The 17,217-nt window shown below is 61.5% G+C and carries 13 protein-coding genes and 1 pseudogene; 5 read left to right on the forward strand and 9 right to left on the reverse strand.

Translation table 11 applies throughout. The annotated features are described in order from the left end of the window. Positions 1–90: 90 nt before the first annotated feature. The gene (locus tag WB528_RS25115; protein WP_423891781.1) at positions 91–1,587 is read right to left on the reverse strand and encodes a CoA-acylating methylmalonate-semialdehyde dehydrogenase; all 1,497 of its coding nucleotides are present in this window, start codon (positions 1,585–1,587) and stop codon (positions 91–93) included. A 322-nt stretch (positions 1,588–1,909) separates the two neighbouring features. Then, a complete protein-coding gene (locus WB528_RS25120; protein WP_423891783.1) occupies positions 1,910–2,533 on the reverse strand; it encodes a TetR/AcrR family transcriptional regulator in 624 nt (207 codons plus the stop codon). A 211-nt stretch (positions 2,534–2,744) separates the two neighbouring features. Between WB528_RS25120 and WB528_RS25125 the strand changes: the two genes are divergently transcribed. The 3 genes from WB528_RS25125 to WB528_RS25135 all read left to right on the forward strand — a co-directional run bounded on the left by WB528_RS25125 (position 2,745) and on the right by WB528_RS25135 (position 6,248). After that, on the forward strand, positions 2,745–3,515 hold the full coding sequence (locus WB528_RS25125) for an enoyl-CoA hydratase (protein ID WP_423891785.1): 771 nt from the start codon (positions 2,745–2,747) through the stop codon (positions 3,513–3,515). 144 nt (positions 3,516–3,659) lie between these two features. Further along, positions 3,660–4,856 carry a thiolase family protein gene (locus WB528_RS25130; RefSeq protein ID WP_423891786.1) on the forward strand — a complete coding sequence of 399 codons (1,197 nt, stop codon included), beginning with the start codon at positions 3,660–3,662 and terminating at the stop codon, positions 4,854–4,856. Between the two features lie 102 nt (positions 4,857–4,958). Then, positions 4,959–6,248 carry an MFS transporter gene (locus tag WB528_RS25135; protein ID WP_423891788.1) on the forward strand — a complete coding sequence of 430 codons (1,290 nt, stop codon included), beginning with the start codon at positions 4,959–4,961 and terminating at the stop codon, positions 6,246–6,248. Here the strand turns inward: WB528_RS25135 and WB528_RS25140 are convergent. Together WB528_RS25140 and WB528_RS25145 are read right to left on the reverse strand one after the other, a co-directional pair. Then, complete coding sequence (locus WB528_RS25140; protein WP_423891791.1) at positions 6,245–7,804, reverse strand: acyl-CoA carboxylase subunit beta; 1,560 nt, start codon at positions 7,802–7,804, stop codon at positions 6,245–6,247. The genes WB528_RS25135 and WB528_RS25140 overlap by 4 nt on opposite strands. Before the next feature lie 70 nt (positions 7,805–7,874). Next, the gene (locus tag WB528_RS25145; protein WP_423891793.1) at positions 7,875–8,735 is read right to left on the reverse strand and encodes an IclR family transcriptional regulator; all 861 of its coding nucleotides are present in this window, start codon (positions 8,733–8,735) and stop codon (positions 7,875–7,877) included. A 154-nt stretch (positions 8,736–8,889) separates the two neighbouring features. On the opposite strand from WB528_RS25145, the gene WB528_RS25150 reads away from it, so the two are divergent. Beyond that, positions 8,890–9,111, forward strand: a complete 222-nt coding sequence (locus WB528_RS25150; protein WP_423891796.1) for an acetyl-CoA carboxylase biotin carboxyl carrier protein subunit — start codon at positions 8,890–8,892, stop codon at positions 9,109–9,111. Between the two features lie 9 nt (positions 9,112–9,120). On the opposite strand, the gene WB528_RS25155 is transcribed toward WB528_RS25150, so the two are convergent. From WB528_RS25155 to WB528_RS25170, 4 genes are all read right to left on the reverse strand, one after another. Then, positions 9,121–9,645 carry a carboxymuconolactone decarboxylase family protein gene (locus WB528_RS25155; protein ID WP_423891798.1) on the reverse strand — a complete coding sequence of 175 codons (525 nt, stop codon included), beginning with the start codon at positions 9,643–9,645 and terminating at the stop codon, positions 9,121–9,123. A gap of 878 nt (positions 9,646–10,523) precedes the next feature. Then, entirely contained in the window at positions 10,524–12,614 is a 2,091-nt protein-coding gene (locus WB528_RS25160) for an acetate--CoA ligase family protein (protein ID WP_423891800.1), read from the reverse strand. Positions 12,615–12,662: 48 nt separating this feature from the next. Then, a complete protein-coding gene (locus WB528_RS25165) occupies positions 12,663–13,829 on the reverse strand; it encodes an acyl-CoA dehydrogenase family protein (RefSeq protein WP_423891801.1) in 1,167 nt (388 codons plus the stop codon). A gap of 4 nt (positions 13,830–13,833) precedes the next feature. Beyond that, positions 13,834–15,045: a CaiB/BaiF CoA transferase family protein gene (locus tag WB528_RS25170; protein WP_423891804.1), complete on the reverse strand. Its 1,212-nt coding sequence runs from the start codon at positions 15,043–15,045 to the stop codon at positions 13,834–13,836. Between the two features lie 432 nt (positions 15,046–15,477). On the opposite strand from WB528_RS25170, the pseudogene WB528_RS25175 reads away from it, so the two are divergent. Next, positions 15,478–15,831 (forward strand): annotated as a pseudogene (locus tag WB528_RS25175) (SIR2 family protein); the annotation flags it as partial. A gap of 132 nt (positions 15,832–15,963) precedes the next feature. Here WB528_RS25175 and WB528_RS25180 read toward each other — a convergent pair. Beyond that, positions 15,964–17,217: AMP-binding protein (locus WB528_RS25180; protein ID WP_423891806.1), on the reverse strand; the 1,254-nt coding region annotated here is incomplete at its 5' end.

Consider the following 17,217-nt stretch of genomic DNA (forward strand, 5'->3'; position numbering starts at 1 on the left):
ATCCCGCGCCATGTCGCGAACCGCAATCTGGTCCTCGGTGAGTGCGAACTGCATCTGCTCCGGGCGCCTCCTCGAAGAGGCCGTTCTGCGTCAGTTCATCGTCGGCATCGCGAAGTCAGCCCCGTCCTTGATCCCGGAAGGCCAGCGCGCGGTCACCGTCTTGGTCTTGGTGTAGAAGCGGATCGAGTCCGGTCCGTACTGATTGAGATCGCCGAAGCCGGAACGCTTCCAGCCGCCGAACGTGTAGTAAGCGACCGGAACCGGGATCGGGACATTGACGCCGACCATGCCGACATTGACCCTGTTGGCGAAATCGCGCGCGGCGTCACCGTCGCGGGTGAAGATCGCAACGCCGTTGCCGTATTCATGTTCGGAGGGCAACGCCAGCGCTTCGGCATAATCCTTGGCGCGGACTACTGACAGCACCGGGCCGAAAATCTCTTCCTTGTAGATCCGCATGTCCTTGGTGACGTGGTCGAACAGGCAGCCGCCCATGTAGAAGCCATTCTCATAGCCCTGCATCTTGAAACCGCGGCCATCGACGGCGAGCTTGGCGCCTTCCTTGACTCCGATTTCGACATAGTTCTTGACCCGCTCAAGCGCTTCACGGGTCACAAGCGGCCCGAAATCGGCGGTCGCATCGAGCGAGGGGCCGATCTTCAGGTTCTCGACACGCGGAATGAGCTTTTCCATCAACCGGTCGGCGGTGGTCTTGCCGACGGGAACGGCAACCGACACCGCCATGCAACGCTCGCCCGCAGCGCCGTAGCCGGAACCGACGAGCGCGTCCACGGTCTGATCCATGTCCGCATCCGGCATGATGATGAGATGGTTCTTGGCGCCGCCGAAACATTGTACGCGCTTGCCGTTCGCGGCCGCGCGCTCATAGATGTATTGCGCGATCGTGGACGAACCGACAAAGCCGACTGCGGAAATATCGTGGTCATCGAGAATGGCGTCCACCGCTTCCTTGTCGCCATTGACGACGTTGAGGATGCCCGGCGGCAGCCCGGCCTCCAGCATCAGTTCGGCCAGTCTCATCGGCACACCAGGATCGCGCTCCGACGGCTTCAGGATGAAGGCGTTGCCGCAGGCGATCGCCGGCGCGAATTTCCACATCGGGATCATCGCCGGAAAATTGAATGGCGTGATGCCAGCGACGACGCCGAGCGGCTGGCGCATCGAATAGAGATCGATACCGGGACCAGCTCCTTCCGTGAATTCGCCCTTCATCAGCTGCGGAATACCAATCGCGAACTCCACGACCTCCACGCCGCGCAGGATGTCGCCTTTTGCGTCGGGGAACGTCTTGCCGTGTTCCCGCGCCAGCAATTCGGCCAGGGCATCATTGTCGCGGGCCACCAGCTCGAGGAATTTCATCAACACGCGAACCCGCCGCTGCGGGTTGGTCGCCGCCCATTCCGGTTGAGCGGCCTTGGCATTCTCGACGGCGGCGCGCATTTCGGCCTTGGAGGCGAGCGCGACCTTGGCCTGAACCTCGCCTGTCATCGGCTGAAAAACATCGGCAAACCTGCCCGATGTGCCCTTGACCTCACGGCCACCGATAAAATGCCCGATCGTACGCATGCGTTCCTCCAAGAAATCCAGGTGCCGGTTTCAGCTAGTGCCCCGGTTCCGACATTCGTATCCTGTCGCGGCGCGTTCGTTTACGAATGTCAGAGCCAAAGGGACACCAGCAAATATCAGTTTGCAGTGGAGTTTTGGATTTGACATTCGCTATTCGCGAACGCGCGGCCACGGCGCAGCGAATATCAAATCCACTGCACTGACATCTTGCAGGCTTTAGGGTGTTTGGAAAGGTTTTTTCAGCGCAGCAGAGATGCGCAAAAATCGCAATCTACGGCCTTTTCGCACCTCTAAGACGAACGTCGAATGAAGCGCTTCCGGCTTAAGCCGAACGCGCCGCCTTTTTGTCCGATTTTTTCGCGGCCGGCGGCTTCACGCGTCCCAGGATGGCCTCGCGGCCCGATTTGAGTATCTCGTTGGATACCTCGCCGTTCGCGGTAATCCGCGCCATCACCAGCGTTCCCATCATGGTGGCCAGCGCCGCGATCGCCTGCTTCCGCGCCGCCCTGGGCGGCACGCCGTGAAACTGCTCGGCGAGCATATCGATCATCTGCTCCATCCGGCCGGCAAATACCCGCCGCGTCTTGGCGCTTTCCCGGGCAATCTCCGCGGCCAGCGCCGGCACCGCGCAGCCGTGACCGGGATCGTCGCGGTGGGTCGGCGCGAGATAGGTATTCACAATCCTCGACAGGCGCTTTTCGACCGGCGTTTCATCCGACAGCTTTCGCCAACGCTCGGTCGATCGGTCCATGGCATGCGTCAAGGCTTCGATCACCAGCGCTTCGCGCGAGTCGAAGTGCGCGTAAAACCCGCCATGGGTCAGGCCGGCGTCCTTCATGAGATCGGCAACCCCGATGCCGTGGGCACCCTTCTCGCGAAGCTTGACCGACGCCCGCTTTACGATCCGTGCGTGGGTCTGAAACTTGTGTTCCTTGGAGTAGCGCATGAAGTTCTCATGATATGTTTGAAGTCATATAATGATGTCCATTTCCTTTTAACATCCGCGTTCGTGAAATGCCGCATCTTATTTCGCTCGTTTCCAGCTTTCGTTACTTGCGCTGCACAAAAGGCAGCGACGGGCACTTCCTTTTACGGTCTTGACAAACGCAATTTTTGCCGGGGAACTGGTTTCTTCCTTCGCGCGAAGTGAGGTGTCCATGCAGATGCTCAGCTCCCATTGCGGCATCGATCGCGATTCACGTGGCGTCGTGCGTCTGACGATTTGCAATGCCGGCCCGCTCAATCTTATGGGATCGGAAGTGATCCGGGCGGCCCGCGAGGGATTTGAGACACTGGCGGCGGAGCGGCAGATCCGCGTACTTGTTCTCGCCGGAGAAAGCCAAAAAAGCATGATCGGCGGGGCCGACATCAAGGAGATGGCGCGGCTCGATCGGAATTCTGCCGAGAAATTCATCACCGGCCTGCGCGATCTCTGCGAAGCCGTGCGAACCTTCCCCGCTCCCGTGATCGCACGCATGCCGGGCTGGTGCCTTGGCGGCGGCCTTGAGGTTGCGGCTGCCTGTGATTTCCGCATCGCGGCGGGTGACGCGAAATTCGGCATGCCGGAAGTCCGCGTCGGAATTCCGAGCGTCATTCACGCCGCATTGCTGCCACGCCTGATCGGCTCGGGCCGCACCCGCTGGCTGGTGATGACGGCCGAAAATATCGATGCCGCCACGGCACTGGCCTGGGGACTGGTCGACGTGGTCGCACCGGAAGGCGGCCTCGATGCCGCGGTCGAAAAGACGGTCGAAGCGCTGTTGAAGTGCGGCCCGGAGGCGCTGCGGGCGCAAAAGGCCCTGCTTCGGCAATGGGAAGAATTGCCGCTGACGGAATCGGTCAATCTGAGCATTGGGGTGTTCGGCCGCTCGTTCCTCACCGACGAGCCGAAGCGGCTGATGCAGGAATTTATAAACCGAAAGCGGTAAAGGCCGCTCGCCGGGAATGGCGCCCAAGACATTTTCTCATCAGATGTATGTGTAGTTGTCATCGGAGCGGTGCATTGCAAATTTTTGCAGTGCATTATATGATATGTGTAATCTATCCGGCAGCTCCTTTGATCGAGACTTGTCATGGCCCAGACCTCCGATCCCGTCGTCATTGTCTCCGCCGTCCGCACCCCGCTCGGACGTTTTATGGGCGAGCTTTCGCCTTTTTCCGCCCACCAGCTCGGCTCCCACGTAATCGCGGCGGCGCTCGAACGCGCAAAACTCAAGCCGGAGCGGATTGACGAGGTGTTCATGGGCTGCGTGTTGCCGGCCGGACAGGGCCAGGCTCCCGCAAGACAGGCCGCGCGCGGCGCCGGACTGCCGGATGCCACCGGCGCCACCACCATCAACAAGGTGTGCGGCTCCGGCATGAAAGCCACGATGCTGGCTCACGACATCATCCGCGCCGGCTCCGCCGACATCGTGGTGTCCGGCGGCATGGAGAGCATGAGCAATGCGCCCTATCTGCTGGCCAAGGCGCGCGGCGGATATCGCGTAGGCCACGACCGTCTCATCGACCACATGCTGCTCGACGGCCTCGAGGATGCCTATGAGGCCGGCCGCTCCATGGGTGATTTTGGCGAAGCGACCGCGGAAACCTATCAGTTTACGCGCGATGCCCAGGATGCTTACGCGATGGAAACGCTGACGCGCGCCCGCAAGGCGGTGGAAGGCGGCGCGTTCAAGGCGGAGATCGTGCCCCTGACGGTCAAGGAGAAGGCCGGACCGCGTGCCGTGGGCAACGACGAAATCCCGCTGAAAGTCGACCCTGCCAAAATTCCCGGGCTGAAGCCGGCATTCCGCCCCAACGGCACGATCACGCCGGCGGCCTCCTCGGCCAATGCCGACGGCGCCGCAGCCCTTGTCATCGCCAGGCGCGCGCTCGCAGACCGTGAAGGCTTGCCCGTTTTGGCCGAGATCAAGGCTCACGCCACCCACAGCCAGGAGCCGCAATGGTTCACGACCGCACCGATCCCCGCGATCCGCAAAGTACTGGACAAGGCCGGCTGGAGCGTCGGAGACGTCGACCTGTTCGAGATCAATGAGGCCTTCGCCGTGGTCGCGATGGCCGCGCAGCGCGACCTCGGTATTTCGAGAGATAAACTGAATGTCAATGGCGGCGCCTGCGCGCTTGGTCACCCGATCGGCGCGACCGGCGCTCGCCTCATCGTCACGCTGCTGCACGCGCTTGAAGCGCGAAACCTTAGACGGGGCGTGGCGGCGCTATGCATCGGCGGCGGCGAAGCAACCGCGATTGCCGTCGAGCGGATCACATCCTGACAACGGGCGATGTCTGAAAATGAGGGAACTTTGCCATTTCGGTCACGCATCGATTTGGTCAATATGCATGTGCAATCAACCGAATTCGCTCCGGGGGCGAACTTGATTTCGAACTGGCTTTCCGCAGCGCTTGCCCGCCGCAACATTCACTACGGCTGGGTGATGGTCGGCGTCACCTTTCTCACCGCATTGATCACCGCCGGCACGGTCGGCGCGCCTGGCGTGTTCATTGTGCCGTTGCAGAAGGAGTTCGGCTGGAGCACCGCGGAAATCTCCTCCGCGCTGTCGATCCGCTTCATCCTGTTCGGGCTGATGGCGCCGTTCGCGGCCGCGCTCATGAACCGCTACGGCCTGCGCAACGTTACGCTGTCGGCGCTTCTGATCGTGGCTTCGGCGCTTTTTGCTTCGCTCGCCATGACGAAGGTCTGGCATTTACTGCTGCTGTGGGGCGTCGTGATCGGCATCGGCACCGGGATGACCGCGCTCGTCCTGGGCGCGACGGTTGCCGCGCGCTGGTTCAACGCACGCCGCGGTCTCGTGGTCGGGATCCTGACCGCCAGCGTCGCGACCGGACAACTGGTATTCCTGCCGCTGCTTGCCAGCATCACCGAACGGATGGGATGGCGGATCGCGCTGGCGCTGGTTTGCGTCATGCTAGGGGTCGCCGCTTTCGCGGTATTGATGCTGATGCGCGACCGGCCAGGCGACGTCGGATTGCGCCCGTTCGGCGACGAGGGCACCGAGCCGCTACCGGCGCCTCCCCCGAGCAACGCGCCGATCATGGCGGCGGCGCTGGGTACGTTGCGCGATGCCTCTCAAACGCGCGCGTTCTGGATTCTGTTTGCAACTTTCTTCATCTGCGGCGCTTCGACCAACGGCCTGATCCAGGTCCACCTGATCCCGATGTGTCTCGATTTCGGCATCCCGCAGGTGCAGGCGGCAAGCCTGCTCGCGGCAATGGGCATCTTCGACTTCTTCGGCACCATCATGTCGGGCTGGCTGTCGGACCGTTACGACAATCGCTGGCTATTGTTCTGGTATTACGGCCTGCGCGGCCTCTCCCTGCTGATGCTGCCGTTCACGGATTTCTCGTTCTACGGCCTGTCGCTGTTTGCGATGTTCTATGGCCTCGACTGGATCGCCACCGTGCCCCCCACGGTACGGCTGACGGCGCAGCGTTTTGGGCCTGAGCGCGCAAACCTCGTGTTCGGATGGGTCTTCGCCGGCCACCAGATCGGCGCGGCCTTCGCGGCGTTCGGCGCCGGGCTGTCGCGCACCGTGCTGGCGACCTACCTCCCCGCCTTCTTCTTCGCCGGGGTGCTTTGCGTGGTGGCGGCGTTGATCGTGCTTGCTATCTCGCGTGCGCCAAAAGCGGTCGCCGCGCAAGCCTAGGGCCTCGTGGTCATCTTTGTCGGCGGCCCCGGCGTGCGCAGCGGCTCGGCAAGGCGCGCGAATTCGCACAGCAGCGAGCGGGTCTTGCGCGGGTCGATGATTTCCTCGACCCAGAACTTCTCCGCGGTACGAAATGGCGAACGCAGCTTGTTGAGCCGGTCCTCGATCTCTTCGAGCTTGGCCTGCGGATCGTCGGCCGCATCGATGTCGGCGCGATAGGCTGCCTCGATCCCGCCTTCCAGCGGCAACGATCCCCAATAGGCCGAGGGCCAGGCATAACGCATTGAAAAACGGTCGGCCGGCTGATGCACGACGCCGGCCACCCCAAAGGAGTTGCGCACGATGACAGTGCACCAGGGAACGGTCGACTGGTTGACCGCGGCCATCGCGCGCACGCCGTGACGGATGGTTGCGGCCTTCTCGGCCTCGAGCCCGATCATGAAACCGGGGCAGTCCATCAGATAGACTACCGGCAGATGGAAAGTCTCGGCGAAGTCGACCCAGCGAACGACCTTCTGGCAGGCGTCCGCCGTCCATGAACCACCGTAGTGAAAGGGATCGCTGCCGAGCACCAATACCGCCCTGCCCTGCAGCCGCGCCAGGCCGACGATGACCGGGCGGCCGAAATTGGCGCCGATTTCGAAGAACGAATCCTTGTCGACGACGGCGTTGATGATGGGCCGCATCTTGTAGACCTGGCGGCGGTTGCGCGGCACCGCCGACAGCAAAGATTCCTCCGGCCGTTCCGGATCGTCGTGACATGGAAGGGTCGGCGGCAATTCGTAAACCGACGAAGGCAAATACGACAGAAAGCGTTTCGCGCAGGCAAAAGCCTCAACCTCGGTTTCAACCGCCTGATCGACGCTTCCGGCGCGGGTCTGAATGTCGGCGCCGCCGAGTTCCTGCTTGCCGAGATCTTGTCCCAACCGCTTCACGACCGGTGGACCAGCGACGAACATCGCGGAGCTTTTCGTCATGACTGAATAGTGGCTGGCGGCGAGCCGCGCCGCGCCGAGGCCAGCAACGGAACCGAGTCCAAGGCCGACCACCGGCACGCGCGCGAGGTTTGCGGTCGTATAGGCGTACCACCGATTGCCACCGATCCCGCCCGGCAGATTGGCCGCCCCCTTGGTCTCGATGGTTTTGACAGACCCCCCGCCGCCAGAGCCTTCGATCAGCCGGATGATCGGCAGCCGGAAATCATGCGCCATTTCCTCGGCCATCAGCGGCTTGGCCGAGATCGAGGCGTCCGCCGAGCCGCCGCGCACCGTAAAGTCGTCGCCGACCACGACCACGGTACGGCCGTCGACCTTGCCACGGCCGAACACGCAATTGGCCGGCGTGAGGTTCCTCAGCTCGCCTTTTTCATCATATTCCGCCGATCCGGATACCGCGCCGATTTCGTGGAAACTTTCGCGGTCGAGCAATCCATCGATGCGTTCGCGGACGGTGAGCCTGCCCTGGTCGCGCTGGCGCTTGACCTTGTCGGGGCCACCCATCTGACGGGCAAAGGCTTCGCGCCGGGCCAGTTCGTCGAGCTCCGGCTTCCAGTTCATCTATTTTTTTCTCCGGCAGGCCCGCGGCACAAACGATGCGGACTTCTGAATCGCCACACTAGCCCGCCCCTCAAAGCGGGCCGCCCTGCACCCGCCGGCTGAACAGCGCGCTTTCGCCATCCTCTAGCACAGTCCGGATCGATGCGCTCAATTCAAGAATCCTTGGCGCGACTTCCTTGTGCAGCTGCATTTCATCATAAACATTGGAAAGAAGACCGATCGTGACCACGACATAGGTCTGGTATTGCGGCGACCACAGCGGGACCGCCAATCCGTTGATATGCGGGCTCCACAGTCCGCACACCGTCACATAGCCGCGTTCGCGCAAGGAGTAACGGTCCGCATCCAGGCGAGGCCGCAACAGCTTCGCGCTTTCGGGAATTTCGCGCTCCATGTCCGCAAGCAAGGCTTCGGCGGCTTCCGGCGCCAGCGCAGCCGCATAGGCATGGCCCGCCGCGGTGCTCGCGATCGCAATCCGCGTCCCTGATGTCGATGAAAGACCGATCGCGTTGGCGGCGCGGCCGACCTCGAGATAGACGAGATGGAAGCGGTCGGGAATGACGAAGCCTACGGTACCCGGCAATTTCTCGGCCACCTCCTGCAAACGCATCCGGATCAGATGGCGCAACTGCAGGCCTCGCATCATCGAGGTGCTCATCGCGACCGCGCTTGGTCCGATGCGATACTTCTGGTCGCGCGGCAGGTAGACGAGCTGACCCATTCGCGTCAGCGTGTGCGTCAGGCGCGATACGGTCGAGCGCGGCAATCCGCAGCGGCTTGAAATTTCAAGATTACCGAGCCTTGCCTCGTGTCCCTCGAAGCAGCGCAAGATATCGAATGCGCGCGAGACCACTTGAATAACATCGCTCTCGCCGGCAGCTTCATGCGCAAGCATTCCGTGCTTGCTCAGCCGCTCTGAGCGCCGCCCCATCGCATCTCTCCCCATTCCGCACAGCGGAACTAAATTTCGTTTTGTGCAGTAAACTATCTCAGGCAATCTGGCGCGACAACTGCAAGCGACGACATTAACCTTCTGAAAAACACTGCATTTTGTTCGCATAGCGAAACAACACGTGGAACCTGCGATGCCTGACCTCAAGATTGCGACGGAAGTAGCAGGGCGCGTTTGCAAACTCGCGGTGCCGGTAAGCGCTCGCGTCGGCGAAGGCGAGGAGATCGTCGTCGTCGAAGCGATGAAAATGGAAATACCGGCCGCGTCGCCCGCAGCCGGTATCATCAAATCGATTTTGGTCCGCGTCGACGATCTCGTCAGTGAAGGTCAGATCGTCGCGATCCTGGAAACCTGACTAATATGGTCAGACCACCTGCTCCACAGGCTGCAAGTCGATGTCGAAGGTCTCGAGAAACTTCGAGGTCATGATGTAGAAGCCGACCGAGAGCTGCAATTCGACCAGTGCAGCCGGGGTTAACTTCGCGGCAATCGCCTTGAACGTTTCATCGCTCGGACGACGAAGACGAATGATCTCATCGGTAAAGGCCAATGCGGCCCGCTGCACCTCGTCAAAGCAAGTCGCCGTCTCCCAATTCTCCAGCGCCTCGTTCTGTTCGTCGGTGACGCCGACATTCTTGCCTATGCGCTTGTGCGCCACGATCTCATAGGGCGCCTCGCACAGGATCCCGGTTCGGGTGATCGCGATTTCCCGAACGATCGGGTCGAGCTCGCCGCGATGGCGGATCGCGCCGCCCAGCCGGCAATATTGCTCGAAGTAGCTCGGCGAATGCGCCATCATCCGAAAGATATTGGCGTTGCGGTTCTTGCCCAGAATTTCTTTGGTGCGTTCGTTCGACTTCGACGTATCGCAATAATCAATGCGGGCCATGGTTTACCTCGAACGGCTTTCGCGAACGCCTTTTGGTCGGCGGACGTCGTTCGCAAATGGTATCTGGCCGGGAATGTCTGATCAACGGGCATTGGAACTATACCTAGACCTGCTTTTAGGCCTGACTCGGGGCGCTACAAGGCAAAACGATCAGAGTATCGACGTTGCGCGAGTCGAGCACGACGATGCGCTCTTTGAATTTGGCGATGCCGCTATCGAGAACGATCTCATCCAGATATTTTCCGGTCGCACACAGACCCGTTCGGCAGTCTTCCATAATCCTGACGATTTGAAAATTGCAGCGCGACCGAATTGCTTCCGGCGTGCGCCCCGCACCCCGGATTTGGCTGTGCTGCGGGCCTCAGTGGGGGAGGTTGAATTCAGCAGAGCCTGAATACGGCCAATTGACTCCGCGCTTCCAAAATTCCTCAGCTTCCGCATAAACCCGCTACAGGCGGGCCAAAATGCCGCCTCAATGCTAAACAAAATTACAGTCGTCGATATTCGCTGAGTGGGGACTCAATCAAAGCGAATACTCGTCGTGGGGTGTTCCGAGTAAATCCAGTCGGTCGTCAAGCCTTTCCGGGCAACGATGAATCGCGTCCAGAAATCCGGGTTCACCCAGGCCCGAGTCTAGGGAGAACTGCATGACGGACGCCACCAAGAAGGCGGCCTCGGAGGCGCTCGCGCAGATGATGGCAGTGACGGCCATGATCGTCATCGCCAGCGTTGTCTTCTACTGGCGGTAGATCACCCACCGCCAGCCGCGCGGGGTTAAGCGAATGCGACGAGGCAATCCGGGGCCATAGTTCCGCGTAGCCTTTGGGGGATTGCCTCGTTGCGTTCGCGACCACGGTCCAAATCGGCGTTGAGACACGCTATCCCTCAAAAACAACCGCATCCACAACCACGCAGCCCTTGCCGGCGCTGTCGAGCAGCACCGGGTTGAGATCAAGGCTCACCACTTTGGCTGTGGGATCCAGCATCAAATCGCCGATCCGCATTACCGCATCGCAGAGCGCTTCAATATCCATCGGCGGCTCGCCACGCACGCCCGCAAATAGCGGCGCGATTTTAAGCTTCTGGAGCGCGGCCTTCGCCTCTTCCTTCGAAAACGGCGGCAACAGCAGCGCGGTATCGCGAAAGATCTCGACATATTTGCCGCCGTCGCCGACCGCCACCACGGGACCGAAGACGGGATCACGATGCGCGCCGATCATGATCTCGCGGCGGCCGCCCGCCATCGCGGCCACGATGACGCCGTCGAACCGCGAGCCGTGCTTGCGAATAATCGCTTCCATCTGAGACCAGACTTCGCCCGCCTCCTCGCGGCTCGCCACGCCCAGTTTGACGAGCCCAAGCTCGGACTTGTGCGCGATATCGGCCGAGCAGCCCTTGACCACGACCGGGCCGCCGATGGTCTCGAAGGCCGCAATCGCTTCGGCGCGGGACCGGCAGAGCCGATGCGCGACGACGGGAACGCCGCGCCCGGCCAGCAACGCAAGGCTGTCGGCCTCGTTGAGCATTGTGTTCGCCGCCGCCGGTACCCATGGCGCGCGAGCGTGGGAACCCTGCACCTGGCGCGCGCTGGTGCGCGCCATCAACTCGCGGTGCGCCAGAAACTGGTGCAGTGCGGCGACGGCTTCCGTCTCCGTCGGGAACACCGAGGATCCTTCAGCGGCAAATTGATCGGCGACGCTCTTCTGGGTGGCCGCGATCACCAGCGGCTTGCCGGTCTGTTTGCCGAAGGCGGCCGCATCGCGGGCAAAAGCCTCGACATCGTAGCCGGGCCCCGCCACAGGAACCCCGATCAGGAATGCGTCGGCAGCCGGATCTTCGGCGATGACGGGAAGGATGTCGCCGAACAGCCGGCTATTGGACAATAGCGCGGCCGTCAGATCGATCGGATTGGTGGTGGTGGCAAAGCTCGGCAGGATGCCCTTGAGCTTCTTGTCGGTCTCGGCCGAGAGTTTCGCCATCGGCATCCCGACATTCGTCGCGGCATCCGCGGTCATGACGCAGACCGCGCCGGAATTGCTGATGGCGACAAGCCGCCTACCCTTTGGCTTCCAGCCTTTGAGATAAAGCTCGGTCGCCTCCACCAGCCCGCGCATATCCGGCGCGCGCCAGATGCCGTGCTGCTCGAAGAAGGCGTCGACGACGCGATCTTCATTGGCAAGCGCGCCGGTATGCGATTGCGCCGCCTGGCGTCCGGCTTCAGAGCGGCCCGATTTCAGCGCAATGATCGGCAGGTCGCGCTTCAACGCCACGGAAGCGAGTTCCTCGAGATATTTTGTTTCCGGAATGCTCTCGAGATACAGCAGCAACAGCTTGACTTCGGGGTCCTCGGCGACCGCGACCGCGAGTTCGCCGACCGTGATATCGGCGTCGTTGCCGGTGGCGTGGGTGTGGCGCACGCCGATGCCGCGCTGACGCAGAAATCCAACGGGCACCGTCGACAGCGCGCCGCTCTGGCTGAGCATCGCGACGTGGCCTTCTGCGCGATCCATATCCATGAACATGGTGGAGAAGCTTGCGATCGCGCCGGTGCCGAAGTTGGCAAGCCCTTGCGAATTGGGACCGACGATGCGCATGCCGGCCTTGTGCGCGGCCTCGACCATCCGCCGCTCCTTGGCCTTGCCTTCCACCGCATCGACTTCACCGAAGCCCGATGCCATCACCACCGCAACCTTGACGCCGTGCGCGGCGCAATCTTCCACCGCGCCGATGGCGTTGTCGCCGGCAACCGCTACGATCACCATGTCCGGCGCTTCCGGGAGATCGCCCAGGCTCTTGTAGCATTTGTGGCCCTGCACCTCGGGGCGAGACGGATTGATCGGGAAAATCTTGCCTTTGAATCCGAACTTGTCGAGATAGTGCACGGGCCGGCCGCCGACCTTGTTGGGATTCTCCGAAGCACCGATGACGGCGACGGAGCGCGGATCAAGCGCGGCCTTGAGACGAGTCATGATGGGTCCTTGAACAGTGTCTTTGATTTCGTGGAAGGGGCGCTCGCCTCAATACGACTTCGGCAAGCCCAGCACTTTTTCGGCGATGAAACACAGGATGAGCTGCGGGCTGATCGGGGCGATGCGCGGGATCAGCGATTCGCGCAGGTAACGCTCGACATGAAATTCCCTGGCATAGCCGAAGCCGCCATGGGTCATCACAGCCTGCTCGCAGGCATGGAAGCCGGCCTCCCCCGCGAGATACTTCGCGGCATTTGCCGCCGGACCGCAGGGCTGGCCCTGATCGTATTGCCAGGCGGCCTTTAGCGTCATCAGCCACGCGGCCTCCAACTCCATCCAGTTCTCCGCGAGCGGATGCTGGATCGCCTGGTTCTTGCCGATCGGGCGATTGAAAACGTTGCGCTCCTTGGCGTAGGCGGCGGCGCGCGACAGTGCCACATGGCCGAGCCCAACCGCTTCCGCCGCAATCAGGATCCGCTCGGGGTTCATGCCGTGCAGAATATATTCGAAGCCACGCCCCTCTTCGCCGAGGCGATCTTCCAGCGGAATTTCGAAGTCCTCGATGAAGAGCTCGTTGGAATCGACCGCCTTGCGCCCCATCTTCTCGATTTCGCGCGCCGTGATACGGTTCCGATCGAAATCGGTATAGAACAGGCTGAGGCCGTGCGTCGGGCTCTTCACCTTTTCCAGCGGCGTGGTGCGCGCGAGCAGCAGAATCTTCTCGGCGACCTGCGCCGTCGAAATCCAGACCTTCTGACCATTGACGATGTATTTGTCGCCCTTGCGCACCGCGCGCGTCTTCAACTGCGTGGTGTTGAGACCGGTGTTGGGTTCGGTGACAGCAAAACAGGATCGGTGCGCCCCCGCCACGATCGGCGGCAGCATCCGCTGGCATTGCTCCCTGGTGCCGAACACGACCACGGGATTGAGTCCGAAGACATTCATGTGCACGGCGGAGGCGCCCGACATGCCGGCACCCGACTCCGATATCGTGCGCATCATGATCGCAGCTTCAAGAATGCCGAGGCCGGAGCCGCCATATTCCTCGGGGATACAGATGCCGAGCCAACCGGCATCCGCCAACGCCCGATGAAAATCGGCGGGGTAACCACCTTGCTTGTCCTTCTTCAGCCAATAGGCGTCGTCGAAGCGCGCGCATATCTTTGCAACCGCGTCGCGGATCGATTCCTGGTTGGGAGTGAGCGCGAAATCCATGGCGTTATTCCGTGGTGGAATTTAATGCGGCTAACGTTGCGCCCCCACGCACCAGGCTTGCGATCTCCTCGGCCGAGAAGCCGGCCTCCTTCAGGACATCGCTGCCGTGCTCGTTCAGGCGCGGCGCCAGCCGCATGGTCTCGACCGGCGTTTCCGACCATCGGGCGGACGCCTTCATGCTTCGAATCCTGCCCTCGCTCGGATGATCGACCACCGGAAAGAACCCGGTCGAAACCAGATGCGGGTCTTGCAGGATGCTTTCCAGGTCATGCATCGGCATGACCGGTATATCGGCGGTGGTGAGCAGGTCGATCCACTCGGCCGTGGTCCGTGTCTCGAAGATGCGTGCGAGTTCGGCATAGACCGTATCGATATTGGTGGCGCGACCGGCAAAGGACGAAAAAACGGGATTGCTGCGCAGGTCGTCGCGGCCAGTCGCCTGGAAGAAGCTCGCCCACTGCTTGTCGTTATAGACGATCACGCAGATATAGCCGTCCGAGGTCTTGTAAGGCCGGCGGTCGCGCGACAAGTGCCGCGCATAGCCGCCCTTATCAAGCGGAGGCTCGTAGGTCAGACCGCCCATGTGATCACCCATAACGAAACCGGCCATGGTCTCGAACATCGGAATGTCCAGGCGTTGGCCGTGTCCGGTGCGGTCGCGATGCACGAGGCTCGCGCAAATCGCGCCGACCGCCGTGAGCCCGACGATTCGATCGACCAGCGCGTTTGGAACATAACGCGGCACGCCGTCGCCGGTTTGCGCCATCAGCGCCGGCAGCGCGGTCGCCCCCTGAATGAGGTCGTCATAGGCGGGCTTCGCGGCATAGGGACCGTCCTGGCCGAAACCGAACACGCCAGTATAGATCAGGCGCGGATTGATGTCAGAGACGACGTCGTAGCCAAGTTGCAGGCGCGCCATCGCCTGCGGCCGCACGTTGTAGATCAGAACATCGGCGGATTGGATCAGCCGCAGCAGGGCATCGCGGCCGCCCGGCTTCTTCAGGTCGAGCGCGACGCTGCGCTTGTTGCGATTGGTATTGAGAAACACCGGTCCCATGCCGGGATGCCGCGTCGGACCGATCAGCCGGGTCACATCGCCATCGAGGTTTTCGACCTTGATGACGTCGGCCCCGTAATCGCCCAGCATCTGGGTCGCGTAGGGCCCCATCAGCACGGTCGTCATGTCGATGACTTTGACGCCCTTCAATGGTCCCATGGTTGGCCTGCTCCCGATACGAAGCCGCTCCCTGACGGCTCAAGAACCTAGTAACGGCAGGGCGCGGGCAAGATCAAGGCGCGCCACCGTATGGGAGCATGCGAAACATGATGAATGTAGCGCCCGAACACAGAACGCACTAAAAGACTGTGCGCCGGTTCGTCGACTTGACGAAGCCATTACCTCTGCGCTCTCCTTGGAACCGACATGGTAAGAAAGCACAGGCTTATCATTCTCGGCGCCGGCTTCTCCCGATCCGCAGGATTGCCGCTTGCGGCCGATCTCTGGAAAGAAATACGCGAGACCGCAGCATCCTTTCCGTCTGACCACAGGGCGTCAAAATTCAACGACGACCTTAAGCACTATATTAAATTTCAAGAGGAAGCTTGCGGCAAAAAGCTAACGCCGGAAACGGTCGATTTCGAGGATTTGATGCGTTTCCTCGATGTCGAACACTACCTTGGCCTACGGGGCAGCGACACTTGGATCGAGGACGGCAACGAAGGAACCGTCGTTACAAAATTTTTGATCGGTAGCATTCTAGCAAGGCAAATCAACGCGCTTGCCGATGTACCTGATCTCTATCTTGAATTTGCACGGCGTCTCGATCCAGGCGATACCGTCTTTACGTTTAACTACGATACGTTGCTTGAACGGGCGCTCGATGCTACGGGAAAACCTTACCGCTTATTTTTGACGCGCTATAAGAGCGTCTCAGAATTTAGCGGAACGGTCGATAATAGCCGTGAAGAAGTGCAGATTCTCAAAGTCCACGGCTCAATTGATTGGTTTGATCGTTCTCGCTTCGATCGCCGGATTGCTTGGCATCAAAAGCAGAAGGCCCCGCCGCCCGACGATATTATTTTTTCGCACGAAGCCACTCTAAACCTAGAGCCTGTGGTCGATGGCCCCTTCTCCTTATTGTCGCATCATCTGCCGCAATTCGGTCTTCAGCACCTTGCCGTAGTTATTTTTCGGCAATGCCTCGAGATACACATAGCGCTTCGGTCGCTTGAAGCGCGCAATCGACGCCAGACAATGCTTGTCCAATTTGGCATCGTCGGGCGCGGCACCCTGTTCCAGCACCACACAGGCAACGACGATTTCGCCCCAGTCGGGATCCGGCACGCCGATCGCCGAGACCTCGCGCACGTCGACATGGGTCAGAAGCGCCTCCTCGACCTCCCGCGGATAGATATTGCTGCCGCCGGAGATGATCACGTCCTTGGAACGGTCCGAGAGCGTGAGGAAGCCGTCTTCGTCCAGCCGTCCGACGTCACCTGTGCGCAGCCAGCCGTCTTTCAGCGTCTCGGCATTGGCTTTCGGATTGTTCCAGTAACCAAGCATCACGGCCGTGCCCCTGGCTTCGACCTCGCCGGTCTCGCCCGGCGGCAGCACCTCGCCGTCCTTGCCCGTGATGCGAACCGACATCACGCTCTGCGCCGTCCCGACCGAAGCCAGGCGTTCCAGATAGCGCGGATGATCGGTCTTCATGTGCCATTCGCGGCTGAGCGCCGTGATCGTCATCGGCGATTCACCCTGGCCGTAGATCTGCACGAAGCGCTGCCCCATCACCGCGATGGCTTCCCGGATATCGGCCAAATACATTGGCCCGCCGCCATAGATGATGGTGCGGATGCCTTCGCCGTTTTCGCCGCGGCGCTTGGCGGCATCGACCAGCCGGCGGACCATGGTCGGCGCGCCGAACATCACGACATTCTCAAGATTGCGGGCAAGGTTGAGGACCTCGTCCGGGTCGAAACCGCCGGATTGCGGCACCACATGCCGCCCGCCCATGCGCACATGCGGGAGGTTGTAGAGGCCCGCGCCATGTGAAATCGGCGCGGCATAGAGCGAGGCATCCTTCGGCGTCGCCGGATCGACATCGGCGAGATAGCACATCGATGCGGCGACCAGGTTGCCGTGGCTGAGCATGACGCCTTTCGGCCGCCCCGTGGTGCCCGAGGTATAGAACAGCCACGCGAGGTCATTGATATCGCGCTCCAGAGGCGCGGGCATCTCCTCGCCTTCACGCATCGCGCGATAGGCGGCGCTATCGAGCGACAGCGTGCGCATCGCCGCCGGCAGGTCGGCCTTCGCCTCCATCAGCGCGTCGATGGTGTCGTCGGAGACGAAGCCGAGCCTGGTGCCGGCATCGCTGCAAATCCAGGC

Origin of the sequence: Bradyrhizobium sp., from assembly GCF_049586575.1 — a bacterium.
Lineage (GTDB): Bacteria > Pseudomonadota > Alphaproteobacteria > Rhizobiales > Xanthobacteraceae > Bradyrhizobium.

Excerpts from the sequence above, each read along its gene's own strand:
- WB528_RS25145 (WP_423891793.1), bottom strand. The coding sequence starts at position 8,735 with ATGGGGCGGCGCTCAGAGCGGCTGAGCAAGCACGGAATGCTTGCGCAT.
- WB528_RS25130 (WP_423891786.1), top strand. The coding sequence starts at position 3,660 with ATGGCCCAGACCTCCGATCCCGTCGTCATTGTCTCCGCCGTCCGCACC.
- WB528_RS25150 (WP_423891796.1), top strand. The coding sequence starts at position 8,890 with ATGCCTGACCTCAAGATTGCGACGGAAGTAGCAGGGCGCGTTTGCAAA.
- WB528_RS25155 (WP_423891798.1), bottom strand. The coding sequence starts at position 9,645 with ATGGCCCGCATTGATTATTGCGATACGTCGAAGTCGAACGAACGCACC.
- WB528_RS25160 (WP_423891800.1), bottom strand. The coding sequence starts at position 12,614 with ATGACTCGTCTCAAGGCCGCGCTTGATCCGCGCTCCGTCGCCGTCATC.
- WB528_RS25140 (WP_423891791.1), bottom strand. The coding sequence starts at position 7,804 with ATGAACTGGAAGCCGGAGCTCGACGAACTGGCCCGGCGCGAAGCCTTT.
- WB528_RS25115 (WP_423891781.1), bottom strand. The coding sequence starts at position 1,587 with ATGCGTACGATCGGGCATTTTATCGGTGGCCGTGAGGTCAAGGGCACA.
- WB528_RS25170 (WP_423891804.1), bottom strand. The coding sequence starts at position 15,045 with ATGGGACCATTGAAGGGCGTCAAAGTCATCGACATGACGACCGTGCTG.
- WB528_RS25165 (WP_423891801.1), bottom strand. The coding sequence starts at position 13,829 with ATGGATTTCGCGCTCACTCCCAACCAGGAATCGATCCGCGACGCGGTT.
- WB528_RS25125 (WP_423891785.1), top strand. The coding sequence starts at position 2,745 with ATGCAGATGCTCAGCTCCCATTGCGGCATCGATCGCGATTCACGTGGC.
- WB528_RS25120 (WP_423891783.1), bottom strand. The coding sequence starts at position 2,533 with ATGCGCTACTCCAAGGAACACAAGTTTCAGACCCACGCACGGATCGTA.